The sequence below is a fragment of the Blastococcus sp. SYSU D00820 genome (genome assembly GCF_054050695.1).
On the sequence record NZ_JBJGZW010000023.1, the window covers coordinates 1 to 14180 of the forward strand.

The 14180-nt window shown below is 75.5% G+C and carries 12 protein-coding genes; all 12 read right to left on the reverse strand.

Features of this window, described 5'->3' with window-relative positions; all coding sequences use genetic code 11:
• Positions 1-351: 351 nt before the first annotated feature.
• On the reverse strand, positions 352-1638 hold the full coding sequence (gene tyrS / locus ACI79R_RS19380) for a tyrosine--tRNA ligase (protein ID WP_456575295.1): 1287 nt from the start codon (positions 1636-1638) through the stop codon (positions 352-354).
• Positions 1635-2297, reverse strand: a complete 663-nt coding sequence (locus tag ACI79R_RS19385; RefSeq protein ID WP_456575296.1) for a DNA-3-methyladenine glycosylase — start codon at positions 2295-2297, stop codon at positions 1635-1637. The genes tyrS and ACI79R_RS19385 overlap by 4 nt, the downstream gene beginning before the upstream one ends.
• A 2-nt stretch (positions 2298-2299) precedes the next feature.
• Positions 2300-3736 carry an argininosuccinate lyase gene (gene argH / locus ACI79R_RS19390; protein WP_456575297.1) on the reverse strand — a complete coding sequence of 479 codons (1437 nt, stop codon included), beginning with the start codon at positions 3734-3736 and terminating at the stop codon, positions 2300-2302.
• Positions 3733-4272 (reverse strand): arginine repressor, encoded by a 540-nt coding sequence (locus ACI79R_RS19395; RefSeq protein WP_456575298.1) that lies wholly within the window; start codon positions 4270-4272, stop codon positions 3733-3735. The genes argH and ACI79R_RS19395 overlap by 4 nt, the downstream gene beginning before the upstream one ends.
• The gene (gene argF, locus ACI79R_RS19400; RefSeq protein WP_456575299.1) at positions 4269-5213 is read right to left on the reverse strand and encodes an ornithine carbamoyltransferase; all 945 of its coding nucleotides are present in this window, start codon (positions 5211-5213) and stop codon (positions 4269-4271) included. Before argF ends, ACI79R_RS19395 begins: the two co-directional genes overlap by 4 nt.
• Positions 5210-6397: an acetylornithine transaminase gene (locus ACI79R_RS19405; RefSeq protein WP_456575300.1), complete on the reverse strand. Its 1188-nt coding sequence runs from the start codon at positions 6395-6397 to the stop codon at positions 5210-5212. The genes argF and ACI79R_RS19405 overlap by 4 nt, the downstream gene beginning before the upstream one ends.
• A complete protein-coding gene (gene argB, locus ACI79R_RS19410) occupies positions 6394-7431 on the reverse strand; it encodes an acetylglutamate kinase (protein WP_456575301.1) in 1038 nt (345 codons plus the stop codon). Before argB ends, ACI79R_RS19405 begins: the two co-directional genes overlap by 4 nt.
• The gene (argJ, locus tag ACI79R_RS19415; RefSeq protein WP_456575302.1) at positions 7428-8579 is read right to left on the reverse strand and encodes a bifunctional glutamate N-acetyltransferase/amino-acid acetyltransferase ArgJ; all 1152 of its coding nucleotides are present in this window, start codon (positions 8577-8579) and stop codon (positions 7428-7430) included. Before argJ ends, argB begins: the two co-directional genes overlap by 4 nt.
• Positions 8576-9616 (reverse strand): N-acetyl-gamma-glutamyl-phosphate reductase, encoded by a 1041-nt coding sequence (argC, locus tag ACI79R_RS19420; RefSeq protein WP_456575303.1) that lies wholly within the window; start codon positions 9614-9616, stop codon positions 8576-8578. The genes argJ and argC overlap by 4 nt, the downstream gene beginning before the upstream one ends.
• A gap of 73 nt (positions 9617-9689) precedes the next feature.
• The gene (locus tag ACI79R_RS19425; protein WP_456575304.1) at positions 9690-10496 is read right to left on the reverse strand and encodes an SDR family NAD(P)-dependent oxidoreductase; all 807 of its coding nucleotides are present in this window, start codon (positions 10494-10496) and stop codon (positions 9690-9692) included.
• Positions 10489-12984: a phenylalanine--tRNA ligase subunit beta gene (gene pheT, locus ACI79R_RS19430; RefSeq protein WP_456575305.1), complete on the reverse strand. Its 2496-nt coding sequence runs from the start codon at positions 12982-12984 to the stop codon at positions 10489-10491. The genes ACI79R_RS19425 and pheT overlap by 8 nt, the downstream gene beginning before the upstream one ends.
• A 70-nt stretch (positions 12985-13054) precedes the next feature.
• Complete coding sequence (gene pheS, locus ACI79R_RS19435) at positions 13055-14122, reverse strand: phenylalanine--tRNA ligase subunit alpha (RefSeq protein ID WP_456575306.1); 1068 nt, start codon at positions 14120-14122, stop codon at positions 13055-13057.
• Between the last annotated feature and the right edge of the window lie 58 nt (positions 14123-14180).

Consider the following 14180-nt stretch of genomic DNA (forward strand, 5'->3'; position numbering starts at 1 on the left):
TGACACTCTCGATATCAATCAACCAAAGGAATCCCTCACCACAACCCCAAAAGGGCCACAGTGCGGGGGTATTCTTACTTGGCACTGACTTTCGGCACGCTGTTGAGTTCTCAAGGAGCGGACGCGCGGTGAACCAGACCCTCGCGGGTCTTCGTCATCGACGTTACTCGATTGTCGCGCCGCAACCAGGCGGGCCCTCTCCGGGCCCCCCGGCGGCCCCCTCCCGGGTTCCGCGCGGCGCAGAGAGAAAGTTACGTGGGTCCGGCAGCCGTGTCAAACCGCGGGGGCGGTGACGGTCGACACCCCGCCGGAACCGGCGCGTCACCTGGCGTTCACGCGCCGAGCGCGCTCTCAGGGCGCGGACGGGCCACGCTGCACACCGGCCACGGCACGCTTGCCCCGGCGCAGCACGAGCCAGCCACCGGGCAGCCACGCGCCGTCCCCCGGGACGGCGTCGGCGTCGGTGACCCGCTCGTTGTTCAGGTACGCGCCGCCCTCCTTCACCGTCCGCCGGGCCTCGGACAGGCTGGCGACCAGCCCGGCCTGCTGCATCAGCTGGGCGACCGACGGGGTGGGCCCCTCGACGGTGACGCTGCCGGCCTCCCGCAGCGCCGCACCGAGCGTCTCCGCGCCGAGGGCGGAGAGGTCGTCGCGGCCGAACAGCGCACGGCCGGCGGCCTCGGCCTGGCGGAGCTCGTCCGCCCCGTGGACCAGGAGGGTGAGCTCCTCGGCCAGCGCCCGCTGTGCCGCACGGGCGGCCGGCCGCTCCTCGCTCTCGGCGAGCAGGGCGGCGACCTCCTCGGCCGGGCGCTCGCTGAACAGCGGCAGCCAGGTGCGGGCGTCGGCGTCGTCGGCGTTGAGCCAGAACTGGAAGAACGCGTAGGGCGAGGTGAGCGCCGGGTCCAGCCAGACGGTGCCGCCCTCGCTCTTGCCGAACTTCTGGCCGTCGGACTTGGTCACCAGCTGGGTGCTCAGCGCGTGCACCGTGGCGCCCTCGGTGCGCCGCACGAGGTCGATGCCGGCGGTCAGGTTCCCCCACTGGTCGGAGCCACCGCTCTGCAGCGTGCAGCCGTGCCGCAGGAAGAGCTCGCGGAAGTCGTTGGCCTGCAGGATCTGGTAGCTGAACTCGGTGTAGCTGATGCCGGCCTCGGAGTTCAGCCGGGCCGACACCGCCTCCTTGGCCAGCATCCGGCCGACGCGGAAGTGCTTGCCGAGCTCCCGGAGGAAGTCGATCGCCGTCAGCGGCGCCGTCCAGTCGAGGTTGTCGGCGTAGATCGGCGCGCGCAGCCCGTCCCGCTCGGCCGGGACGTCGAGGAACGGCGCGACCTGCCGGCGGATGCTGTCCACCCAGCCGGCCACCGTGCCCCGGTCGTTGAGCTGCCGCTCGGCGGTCGGCCGGGGGTCACCGATCAGGCCGGTGGCGCCACCGACCAGCACGATCGGCTGGTGCCCGGCCCGCTGCAGGGCCCGCAGCACCATGAACTGCACCAGGTGCCCGACGTGCAGGCTCGGCGCCGTGGGGTCGAAGCCGCAGTAGTAGGTCACCGGTCCGGCGGCGAGGTGGGCGCGCAGCGCCTCCTCGTCGGTGCTCTGGGCGATCAGCCCGCGGCGGTGCAGCTCGTCGATCACGTCGGTCACGGGATGCCATCCTGCCCGCCGGCCGGACGCCGCCGCTTCCCGCCCGGGCGGAACGCGCTCACCGACGTCGCGTCGGTCTGCCAGAACCGCCACGGCAGCTCCATGGCCACGCTGATCCCCACTCGCGGTCCGGCCGACACCGCCGCCGGCGGCTGCCCGGCGTGCAGCCGCACCGGGGAGGCCGGGTCCAGCAGGTCGCGGCCGCGGTCGTCGGGCCCGATGGCCAGCGCCTGGGTCAGCCGGGCCGGGCCGCGGGCCAGGTCGCGCGCGGTCCTGGCGGCCGGCCGGCGGACGGCGGCGAGGTCCTCCCCCACGACGACGTCCCCGGCCCGCAGGAGCACCGCCGAGCCGCGCCCCTCCGGCCCGACGACCACGTTGGCGCACCAGTGCACGCCGTAGCTGAAGTACACGTACAGCCGGCCCGGCGGGCCGAACATGATCGCCGCCCGCGGCGTCGGGCCGCGGTGGGCGTGCGAGGCGGGGTCCTCCCCCTCCCCCGAGTACGCCTCCACCTCGGTGAGCCGCACGGCGACCTGCCCCTCGGGCCGGTCGGTGACCACCCAGCAGCCCAGCAGCGCCGGCGCCACGACGTCGACCGGCCCGAGCAGCTGCTCGGAGGTGAGCAGCGGCCCGGGCCGGCCGGCGTCGGTCGGGGGCACGGTCAGAGCGCGGCCGCCACGGGAGAGGACGACGCCCACTCGGTGTGCTGCCGGGCCAGCTCGGCCAGCGCGGTCAGCTGGCCGGCGACCCGCTCGGGCGCCGTCCCGCCGCGGGCCTTGCGGGCGGCCAGCGCCCCCGGCACCGAGAGCACCGAGCGCACCTCGGGGGTCAGCCGCTCGTCGATCCCGGCGAGCTGGTCGTCGTCCAGCTGGTCCAGCTCGAGGCCGGCCTGCTCGCAGAAGGCCACCATCTCGCCGGAGATCTCGTGCGCCGACCGGAACGGCACCCCCTGCCGGACCAGCCACTCGGCCACGTCGGTGGCCAGGGCGAAGCCCTGCGGGGCGGCGGCCTCCAGCACCTCGGGGCGCAGCGTGAGCGTGGCGATCATGCCGGTGACCGCGGGCAGGAGGAGCAGCAGCTGCTCCATGGAGTCGAAGACCGGCTCCTTGTCCTCCTGCAGGTCGCGGTCGTAGGCCAGGGGCAGGCCCTTGAGCATGGTGAGCAGCCCGGTGAGGTTGCCGACGAAGCGGCCGGACTTGCCGCGGGCGAGCTCGGCGATGTCGGGGTTCTTCTTCTGCGGCATGATCGACGACCCGGTCGCCCAGGCGTCGTCGAGCCGGGCCCAGCCGAACTCGGTCGACGTCCAGAGGACGACCTCCTCCCCCAGCCGGGACAGGTGGACGCCGATCAGCGCCGCGACGAAGCAGAACTCCGCCGCGAAGTCGCGGTCGCTGACCCCGTCGATCGAGTTGTCCGAGGCGCGGTCGAAACCGAGCTCGGCGGCGACGGCGTCGGGGTCCAGGGGCAGCGAGGAGCCGGCCAGCGCGCCGGAGCCGTAGGGGCTGACCGCCGTCCGCCGGTCCCAGTCGACCAGCCGGTCGACGTCGCGGGCGAAGGCGTGCGCGTGGGCGAGCAGCTGGTGGGCGATGAGCACCGGCTGGGCGTGCTGCAGGTGGGTCATGCCCGGCGCCGCGACGTGCTCGTAGCGCTGCGCCAGGCCGACCAGCGCGTACTCCAGGGAGGCCAGCTCGCCGGCGAGCGCGCGCACGGTGTGCCGGAGGTAGAGCCGCAGGTCGGTGGCGATCTGGTCGTTGCGGCTGCGGCCGGCCCGCAGCTTGCCGCCGAGCGCGCCGAGCTTCTCGGTCAGGCCGCGCTCGAGCGCCTCGTGCACGTCCTCGTCGGACTCGATGGCGGTGAAGCTGCCGTCGGCGACCTCGGCGGACAGCTCGGTGAGCGCACCGACCATCCGGTCGAGCTCGTCGTCGGTGAGCAGCCCGGCGCGGTGCAGCACGCGGGCGTGCGCCCGGGAGCCGGCGAGGTCGAACGGCGCGAGCCGCCAGTCGAAGTGCGTCGACTTCGACAGCGCCGCCATCGCCGGCGACGGGCCGCCGCCGAAGCGGCCACCCCAGAGCCGGGTCTCGTTCGCGGCGCTGGTCACGTCGGCGTCCCCTCCTCGAGGTCGGACTGCAGTTCGGGGTAGACGGCGGGGGTGCGGGCGGCCATCGCGCGCAGCCGGTCGGCCAGGCCGGGGCCGCCGTCCGGGTCGCGCGCGACCACCAGGAGAGTGTCGTCCCCCGCGATCGTGCCCAGGACGTCGGGGAGGCCGACCTTGTCCAGGGCCGAGGCGAGGAACTGCGCGGCGCCGGGTGGCGTGCGCAGGACCGCGAGGTTGGCGCTGCCCTCCGCACTGGTCAGCAGGTCGGCCAGCAGGCGGGTCAGCCGGGCCGGCGCGGCCTGGGCCGGGCGCAGCGGGGCGTTCTCGGGCGGGAGCACGTAGGACGCCGGGGCGCCGTCGGTGCCCCGCAGCTTCACCGCCCCGATCTCCTCCAGGTCTCGGGACAGCGTGGCCTGGGTGACCTCGATGCCCGACTCGGCCAGGAGCGCGGCCAGCTGGGTCTGCGAGGTCACCGGTTGGGCCGCGATCAGCTCGGCGATCCGCGCCTGGCGGGCCGAGCGCGTGATCGCGGCGGTCATCGGCTCTGCTCGAGCAGCCAGGCCAGCAGCGCCTTCTGCGCGTGCAGCCGGTTCTCCGCCTCGTCCCACACCAGGCTCCGCGGTCCGTCGATCACCGCCGCGGCGATCTCCTTGCCGCGGTAGGCCGGCAGGCAGTGCAGCACGACGGCGTCCGACGCCGCCCGCGCGAGCGCCGCCTCGTCCAGGGCGTAGGGCAGGAACGGCGCGACGCGGGTGTCGTACTCGTCCTCCTGCCCCATGGAGACCCACGTGTCGGTGACCAGGACGTCGGCACCGTCGGCGGCCGCCGCCGCGTCCGCCGTCCACAGCACCGAGCCGCCGGTCCCCGCCGCGATCTCCTCCGCGCGCGCCACGACCGCCGGGTCGGGCCGGAACCCCTCCGGGGAGCCGATCCGCACGTGCATGCCGGCGGTGGCGCCGCCGAGCAGGTAGCTGTGCGCCATGTTGTTGGCGCCGTCGCCGAGGTAGGTCAGGGTCAGCCCGGGGAGGGCGCCCTTGGCCTCGACCACCGTCTGCAGGTCGGCGAGGATCTGGCAGGGGTGGAACTCGTCGGTCAGCGCGTTGACCACCGGCACCCGGCTGACCGCGGCCATGGCCTCCAGCCGGTCCTGGCCGAAGGTGCGCCACACGATGGCGGCGACCTGCCGGTCGAGCACGCGGGTGGTGTCCTCCACCGGCTCGCCGCGGCCGAGCTGGCTGCTGCCGGCGTCGATCACCAACGGCGAGCCGCCGAGCTCGGTGACGCCGATGGCGAAGGACACGCGCGTGCGGGTGGAGGGCTTGTCGAAGAGGACGGCGACGGTGCGCGGCCCGCCCGGGGTGCGCAGCGGGGTCGGCGCCTCCGCGGTGTGCCGGGTGCGCTTGAGCTCCGCGGCCAGCGCGAGCACCTCGGCCTGCTCGGCCGGGGTGAGGTCGTCGTCCCGGGTGAAGTGGCGGGTCACGGGGTGCTCTCCAGCGCGGCGTCCAGGGCGGCGGGCAGCGCCGCCACGAACGCGTCGACCTGCGCGTCGGTCAGCACCAGGGACGGCGCCAGCCGCAGCACGTCGCCCGCGACGGCGTTGGTGAGGAAGCCCGCCGTCCGCAGCTGCGCCTCCAGCGCCGCGGCGACCGGCGCGGTCAGGACGACGCCGAGCAGCGCGCCGCGCCCCCGGACGCCGGAGACGCCGGCGTGGCCGAGGCCCTCGATGCCGGCGGTGAAGCGGTGCTCGAGCTCCTTGGCCCGCTCCAGCAGGCCCTCGTCGCGGATGGTGTCCAGGACGGCCAGCGCGGCCGCCGCGGCGATCGGGTTGCCGCCGAAGGTGGAGCCGTGCGAGCCCGCGGTCATGAGCTCCGCGGCGTCGCCGAAGGCCAGCGTCGCCCCGATCGGCAGGCCGCCGCCGAGCGCCTTGGCGAGGGTGAGGACGTCGGGCCGCAGGCCGTCGGCCTGGTGGGCGAACCAGTTGCCGGTGCGGCCGATGCCGGTCTGCACCTCGTCGAGCGCGAACAGCGCGCCGGCGCCGGCCGCCGTCCGCGCGGCGGCGGCCAGGTAGCCCGCCGGGGCCGGCAGCACGCCGCCCTCGCCGAGCATCGGCTCGAGCAGCACCATCGCGGTCTGCTCCGACACCGCGGCGGCCAGCGCACCGGCGTCCCCGTAGGGCACGTAGGAGACCCCGCCGGGCAGCGGCGCGAACGCGGCGGCCTTGCTCGGCTGCCCGGTGAGCGCGAGCGCGCCCATCGTGCGGCCGTGGAAGGCGCCCTCGGCGGTGATCACCTGCGGCCGGCCGGTGAGCCGGCTGAGCTTGAACGCCGCCTCGTTGGCCTCGGCGCCGGAGTTGCAGAAGAAGACCCGCCCGGGCCGGCCGGCCAGCTCCAGCAGCCGCTCGGCCAGCGCCACCCCGGGCTCGTGCATGGCCAGGTTGGAGACGTGCCCGAGGGTCTGCGCCTGCCGGGTGATCGCCTCGACGACCCGCGGGTGCGCGTGGCCGAGGATCGTGGTGGCGATGCCGCCCAGCAGGTCGGTGTACTCGCGGCCGTCGACGTCCCAGACCGTGGCCCCGGCGCCGCGCGCGAGCGCGACCGCGGGCGCCTTGTAGTTGCCCATCATCACCGCCGACCAGCGGGTGGCCAGCTCCTCCGTGCGGGTCATGCCGGCTCCTCCCCGGTCTGGGCGGGGGCCGGGACGACCATCGTCCCGGTGCCCTCGGTGGTGAACATCTCCAGCAGCAGGGCGTGCGGCGTGCGGCCGTCGACGACCGTCGCGCGCTTCACCCCGCCCTCGACCGCCCGCAGGCAGGCGGCCATCTTCGGGACCATCCCCGAGTCCAGGGTCGGCAGGATCTCGGCCAGCTCCGCGGCGTCGATCTGCTGCACCAGCGAGCCGCGGTCGGGCCAGTCGGCGTAGAGCCCCTCGACGTCGGTGAGGACGACGAGCTTCACCGCGCCCAGGGCGACGGCGACCGCCGCGGCCGCGGTGTCGGCGTTGACGTTGTGCACCACGCCGGTCGCGTCCGGGGCCACCGTGGCGATCACCGGGATGTGCCCGGCCTCCAGCAGCGCGGTCACCGGCGCGGGGTCGACGGCGACGACGTCGCCCACGAGGCCGACGTCGACCTGCTCGCCGTCCACCGTGGCGTAGGTGCGCTCGGCGGTGAACAGGCCGCCGTCCTCCCCCGACAGGCCGACGGCCAGCGGGCCGTGCTGGTTGATCAGCCCGACGACCTCCGGCGTGACCTGCCCGGTGAGCACCATGCGGACGACGTCGATCGTCTCCTCGGTGGTGACCCGCAGGCCGCCGCGGAACTCGCTGACGATGCCCAGCCGGCCGAGCATCTCGGTGATCTGCGGGCCGCCGCCGTGCACGACCACGGGCAGGATGCCGCAGGTCCGGAGGAACACCATGTCCTCGGCGAAGGCCCGGCGGCACTCCTCGTCGACCATCGCGTGGCCGCCGTACTTGATCACCACGACGTTGCCGTGGAACTCCTTGAGCCACGGCAGCGCACCGGTGAGGACGGCGACCTTGCGGGCGTCGCCCTCCGGGTCGTAGGTGCGCATGACCCGGTTGGTGCCGATCTTCCGCCGCACGGCGCCCACCACCGGCGGCACCTCGTCGATGCGGACGTCGGGCGGGGTGGGGTCCTGGGCGGTGCTCGTGTCCGCCGGGTCCTGCGATGTGCTCATGTCGAGTACGCCGAGTTCTCGTGCACGTAGGCGATGGACAGGTCGTTGGTCCAGATCGTGGCCTGCTCGGTGCCGGCCCGGAGGTCCACGTCGATGGTGATCGCGCGGCCGGTGAGGTCGACGCCCTCGCGCGGGTCGCCGATCGACCCGCCCCGGCAGACGGTCACCCCGTTGATGGTGACGTCGACCTGGTCGGCCTCGAAGGCGGCGTCGGTGGTGCCGATCGCGGCCAGCACCCGCCCCCAGTTGGGGTCGTTGCCGAACAGCGCCGTCTTGAGCAGGTTGTTGCGCGCGCAGGCCCGGCCGGCGACCAGCGCGTCCCGCACGCTCGCGGCGTTGCGGACGGTGATCGCGATGTCCTTGGTCGAGCCCTCGGCGTCGGCGAGCAGCTGCATGGCGAGGTCGGTGCATGCGCCGGTGAGCGCCTGGGTGAACTCCTCGGCGGTCGGGGTCACCCCGCTGGCGCCGTTGGCCATCACGATCACCGTGTCGTTGGTCGACAGGCAGCCGTCGGAGTCGACCCGCTCGAAGCTGACGCCGGTCGCCTCCTCCAGCGCCGGCTGCAGCAGCTCGGCCGGCACGACGGCGTCGGTGGTGAGGACGACGAGCATGGTGGCCAGGCTCGGCGCGAGCATGCCCGCACCCTTGGCCATGCCGCCGACCGTCCAGCCGGCCCGCTCCTGCACCGTCGTCTTGGGCACCGAGTCGGTCGTCATGATCGCCCGCGCGGCGTCCGGTCCGCCGTCCTCGCCGAGCGAGGCCACCGCCGCGGTGACCCCGGCGGTGAGCTTCTCCATCGGCAGCCGCATCCCGATGAGGCCCGTGCTGGCCACGGCGACGTCGATCGCGCCGAGCCCCAGCGCGACGGCGGCGTGCTCGGCGGTGGCGTGGGTGTCCTGGAAGCCCTCGGGCCCGGTGCAGGCGTTGGCGCCGCCGGAGTTGAGCACGACCGCCCGCAGCCGGCCGGTCGACAGCACCTGGCGGCTCCACTGGACCGGCGCGGCCGGGAAGCGGTTGGTGGTGAAGACGGCGGCCGCGGCGTCGTGCGGGCCGTCGTTGACGACGACGGCGACGTCGGGGTCGCCGGAGGACTTCAGGCCCGCGGCGACGCCGGCCGCCCGGAACCCCTGCGGGGCGGTGGTGCTCACGGGGCCACTCCAACGGTGGGGAGACCACTGGTCTCCGGGATGCCGAGCGCCAGGTTGGCGCACTGGATCGCCGCGCCCCCGGTGCCCTTGGTCAGGTTGTCGACCGCGGCGACGACGACCAGCCGGCCGGCGTCGGGGTCGACGGCGAGCTGCAGCGCCACGGTGTTGGCACCGAGCACCTGCGCGGTCGTGGGCCACTGGCCCTCGGGCAGCAGGTGCACGAACGGCTCGTCGGCGTAGGCCTGCGCGTAGGCCGCGCGCGCCGCGGCGGCGTCGGCTCCGGGTGCCAGCTTCGCCGAGCAGGTGGCGAGGATGCCCCGGCTCATCGGCACCAGCGTCGGGGTGAAGCTGACGCCGACCGGCTGCCCGGCCGCCCGCGACAGCCCCTGGACCATCTCGGGGGTGTGCCGGTGCACGCCGCCGACGCCGTAGGCGCTGACCGAGCCCATCACCTCGCTGCCGAGCAGGTGCGGCTTGGCCGACTTGCCGGCCCCGCTGGTGCCGCTGGCGGCGACCACGACGACCTCGGGCTCGACCAGCCCGGCGGCCAGCGCCGGGGCCATGGCCAGGGTGACCGAGGTCGGGTAGCAGCCGGGGACGGCGATCCGCCGGGCGCCGGCCAGCTGCTCGCGCTGGCCGGGCAGCTCGGGCAGGCCGTAGGGCCAGGAGCCGGAGTGCTCGCCGCCGTACCAGCGGGCCCAGGCCGCCGGGTCGTTGAGCCGGTGGTCGGCGCCGCAGTCGATGACGAGGGTGTCCTCCGGCAGCTGCGCGGCGATCGCCGCGGACTCACCGTGCGGCAGGGCCAGGACCACGACGTCGTACCCGGCGAGGTCGTCGGCGCCGCTGGGCCGCACCTCGAGGTCGGCGAAGGGCAGCAGGTGGGGCTGCAGCACCCCCAGGCGTCGGCCGGCGCTCGAGTTGGCATGCACCCCGGTCAGCCGGAGCTGCGGGTGCCCGGCCAGCAGCCGGCACACCTCACCCCCCGCGTACCCGGTGGCGCCGGTGACCCCGACCGTCCACGTCTGCCCTGTGCTCACGATGCATGACCATACACAGCCATGCATGACCGTTCACGGGTGGGGCGCCGTTCGCGCGCGAAAGGCGGCGGGCTCAGCCCAGCGGGTCGTCGTCCCCGTAGGGCAGCAGCCGCAACTGCCGGGCGTCCCCGGCCGGCGTCATCCCGCGGACGACGTCCAGCCGGTCGGCGCCGACCCGCAGGAACCGGCCGGACCACTGGTCCAGCTCCCCCGCCGCGATCGCCGCGACCATCTCGACGACGTCGGCGGGGTCGGTCCACTCGGTGCGGTGCACGTGCATGGGCATCGACTCGGTCATCGGGGTGCGCACCACGCCGGGCGCGACGTCGAACACCCGGACGTCGGAGCCCTCGAGCGCGCCGGCGAGGGTCTCGGTGATCCGCATGAGCCCGGCCTTGGCCACCGAGTAGGCGGAGTACTCCGGCCGCGGGCGGATGCCGGTTCCGCTGGCGAGGTCGACGACCCGGCCGCGGTTGCGCAGCACCATCCACGGCACGACGGCTCGGCAGAGCAGGAACGACCCGCGCAGGTGGCTGGTGACGACGTCCCACCACTGGTCGGGGTCGGCCTCCCAGAGCGGCTCCTCGGCGCGGTCGATCAGCCCGGCGTTGTTGACCAGCAGGTCGACCTGCCCCAGCTCGGCGACCACGGTGCCGACCGCCGTCTCGACCGCCGCGCGGTCGGTGACGTCGGCGGGCACGGCCAGGGCGCGGCCCCCGGTGGCCAGCGCCACCTCGGCCATCGCCTGCTCGAGCCGCTCGCCGTTGCGGGCCAGGCCCGCCACGGCGGCACCGCGGGCGGCCAGGCCCTCGGCGAGGGCCCGGCCGATCCCGGTGGACGCGCCGCTGATCAGGGCGACCTGGCCGGCCAGGTCACCCACGCAGGATCCCCAGCCCCCGGTCGGTCACGGTCGCCACCACCGCCTCGCGCACGGCGGTGGCCTCCTCGCCGGTGAGCGTCCGGTCGGGGGCGCGCAGGGTGAGGGCGAAGGCGAGCGAGCGGGTGCCCGGGTCCAGCGGCGCCCCGGTGTAGACGTCGAAGAGCCGCACGTCCTCCAGCAGCTCGCCGGCGCCGTCGACGACCGCCTCGCGCACCGCGGCCGCCGACACGCCGTCGGCGACCTGGAAGGCGAGGTCCAGGCGCACCGGCGGGAACGCCGAGATGCGCGGCCCCTGCGGCACGCCGGTGGCGGGCAGCGCGTCGACGTCGAGCTCCATGACCGCCGTGCGGGCCGGCAGCTCCAGCGCCGCGCACACGCGCGGGTGCAGCTCGCCGGCGTGGCCGACGACGACGTCGCCGGCCAGCAGCTCGGCGCAGCGCCCCGGGTGCCAGGGCGCCCGCTCCCCGGCGCGCACGGTCAGCTCGACCCCGGCCGCCGCGGCGACCCGGCGGGCCGCCTCGACCGCGTCGGCCCACACCGCCGGGCGGCCCGGGCCCCACCAGCCGCGCACCTCGCGGTTGCCGGCCAGGGCGACCGCCACGTGCCACGGCTGCGCGGGGACGGCGCCGAGCAGGGCGGCCAGCGTGGCGTCGTCCGGGCGGGCGTCGACGCCCGGCACGGGAGCCGGCGACCGCTCGGCCCCGGGGAAGACGGCCCCGTGCTCGAAGAGCGCGACGTCGCGCTGGCCGCGGGAGAGGTTGCGGGCCAGCGTGGCCAGCAGCCCGGGGAGCAGCGTGGTGCGCAGCGCCGGCTCCTCCTCCGACAGCGGGTTGCGCACGAGCACGACCGCGCGGCGCGGGTCGTCGGCGGCCAGGCCGAGCGCGTCCAGGGCCGGCGTCCCGACGAAGGGGTAGGACGGCGCCTCGACGTAGCCGGACTCGGCCAGCGCGCGGCCGATCGCCCGCCGCCGCCGCTGGGCGTCGGTGAGCCCGCGGCCGGGCGGGGCGGTGGGCAGTACCGAGGGGACGTCGTCGTAGCCGGCCAGGCGCACGACCTCTTCCACCAGGTCGGCGGGGTCAGTGAGGTCCGGCCGCCAGGACGGCGGGGTCACCTGCAGCGGCCCGCCGACGCCGTCGACGGTGCAGCCGACCGCGGTGAGCAGCTCGACCACCTGGTGCGGCGGATAGGCCACCCCCGCGATGCGGGCGGGCAGCCCGGCGTCCAGCGGGATCACCGGCCGCGGCCCGCGGGTGTCGACGTCCACCGGCGTGCCGACGACGCGCGCGCCGCCGTACTCGGCCAGCAGCGCGGCCGCTCGGGCCAGCGCGACCATCGTCATCTCGGGGTCCACGCCGCGCTCGAACCGCTTGGCCGCCTCGCTGGGCAGCCGGTGCCGGCGCGCGGTGCGGGCGACCCCGGTGGGCTCCCAGTGCGCGGCCTCGAGCAGGACGGCGGTGGTGGCCCTGCCCTCGGTGCTGCCGCCGATCTCGGTCGACGCCCCGCCCATGACCGCGGCCAGCCCGATCGGGCCGGTCTCGTCGGTGATCAGCAGGTCGTCGGGGTCCAGCGTGCGGTCGGTGCCGTCGAGGGTGGTCAGCCGCTCCCCCACCCGCGCGCGGCGGACGGTGATCGGGCCGGTCACCGCGTCGCGGTCGAAGGCGTGCATCGGCTGGCCGAGCTCGAGCATCACGTAGTTGGTGACGTCGACGGCCAGGGAGATGCTGCGGACGCCGGACTGGGCCAGCCGCCGGCGCATCCACCAGGGGCTCGGCGCCGTCGGGTCCAGGCCCTCCATGGCGATCATGGAGAACCGGTCGCAGCGGTCGGCGTCCTCGACGGTGACCGACCAGGCCGGCTCGCCCGACCACGCCGGCGGGTGCAGCAGGCCCGGGTCGCGCCACTCGGTGCCCAGGCCCGTGCCCATCTCGCGGGCGATGCCGCGCATGGACAGGCAGTAGCCGCGGTCGGGGGTGACGGCCAGCTCGACGACGACGTCGTCCAGGCCGACCAGCGGCCCGGCCGGCGTGCCGGGCGGGGGCACCTCGTCCTCGCCGAGCACAAGGATCCCGGCGTGGTCGTCGCCGACGCCGAGCTCGCGGACCGAGCAGATCATCCCGTCGGACACGCGGTCGTAGGTCTTCCGGGCGGCGATGGCGAACCCGCCGGGCAGGACGGCGCCGGGCAGCGCCACGACCACCGCGTCGCCCGCGGCGAAGTTGCGGGCGCCGCAGACGATGCCGCGTACGTCCTTCCCGCCCGCCCCGTCCTCGCCGACGTCCACCTGGCAGTAGCGGATCGGCTTCTTGAAGCCGGTCAGCTCCTCGATCTCCAGCACCCGCCCGACCACCAGCGGGCCGGTGACCGGCTCGGGGCGGTGGATCTCCTCCACCTCGAGGCCCAGGCGGACGAAGGCGGTGTCGAGGTCCTCGACGGTCGTCCCGGCGGGGACGTCGACGTACTCGGCCAGCCAGCCGATGGGGACCCTCACGCTGTCACCTCGCTGCTCCGCAGCACGTTCGCTCCGCTCCTCGCCCGCTGGCGCTCGCTGCGATGCTCACTCACTGGTCAACTCCGAAAGCCCGGGTGAACCGCACGTCACCCTCGACGATGTCGCGCATGTCGGTGATCCCCGACCGGAACATCAGCCCGCGCTCGATGCCCAGGCCGAAGGCGAAGCCGCTGTACTCCTCGGGGTCCACGCCGCAGGCGACCAGCACCCGCGGGTTGACCATCCCGCAGCCGCCCCACTCGACCCAGCGCGGGCCGTCCCGGTGCTCGGGGAACCACACGTCGAACTCCGCCGACGGCTCGGTGAACGGGAAGTACGACGGCCGCCAGCGGGTGACCGCGTCGGCGCCGAAGAGGATGCGCGCGAGGTGGTCGAGCGTGCCGCGCAGGTGGGCCATGGTCAGCCCGCGGTCGACGGCCAGGCCCTCGATCTGGTGGAAGACCGGGGTGTGCGTCGCGTCCAGCTCGTCGGTCCGGTAGACCCGCCCGGGCGCGACGACGTAGATCGGCGGCGTGCGCGACAGCATCGTGCGGGCCTGCACCGGGCTGGTGTGCGTGCGCAGCACCAGGCCGGAGTCCTCCGGCGCGACGAAGAAGGTGTCCATCATCGTGCGGGCCGGGTGGTCGCGGCCGATATTGAGCGCGTCGAAGTTCAGCCACTCGGCCTCGAGCTCGGGGCCGTCGGCCACCTCGTACCCCATGCCGACGAAGACGTCGGCGATCCGCTCGCTGAGCGTGGTGAGCGGGTGCCGGGCGCCCCGGGGCACGCGGTCCCAGGGCAGCGTCACGTCGACCCGCTCCTCGGCCAGCACCCGCGCGTCGCGCTCGGCCTCGAGCTCGGCCTTGCGCGCCTCGTAGGCCTCGGTGACCGCGACGCGGGCGGCGTTCACCCGCTTGCCGGCGTCCGAGCGGGCGGCCGGCGGCAGCGCGCCCAGCTCGCGGCGGGCCAGCAGCACCGGGGCACGGTCGCCCAGGTGCGCCGGGCGCACCGCCGCCAGCTGCTCGAGGTCGGCCGCACCGCGGAAGGCGGCGACCGCCGCCGCGACGGCGGCGTCGAGCGACTCGGCGGAGAGCGCGGCGACCTGCTTGGGGTCGTAGGGGTCGTTGGCGCCAGACACGGGAGGCCATTCTGCCCGGCACCCCGCCAGCGGGTCTCCCGGGTTCTGCCGGCGTGCG

Coding starts and splice junctions, on each gene's coding strand:
- ACI79R_RS19405 (WP_456575300.1), bottom strand. CDS start 6,397: ATGACCCGCACGGAGGAGCTGGCCACCCGCTGGTCGGCGGTGATGATG.
- argB (WP_456575301.1), bottom strand. CDS start 7,431: ATGAGCACATCGCAGGACCCGGCGGACACGAGCACCGCCCAGGACCCC.
- ACI79R_RS19395 (WP_456575298.1), bottom strand. CDS start 4,272: ATGACCGCCGCGATCACGCGCTCGGCCCGCCAGGCGCGGATCGCCGAG.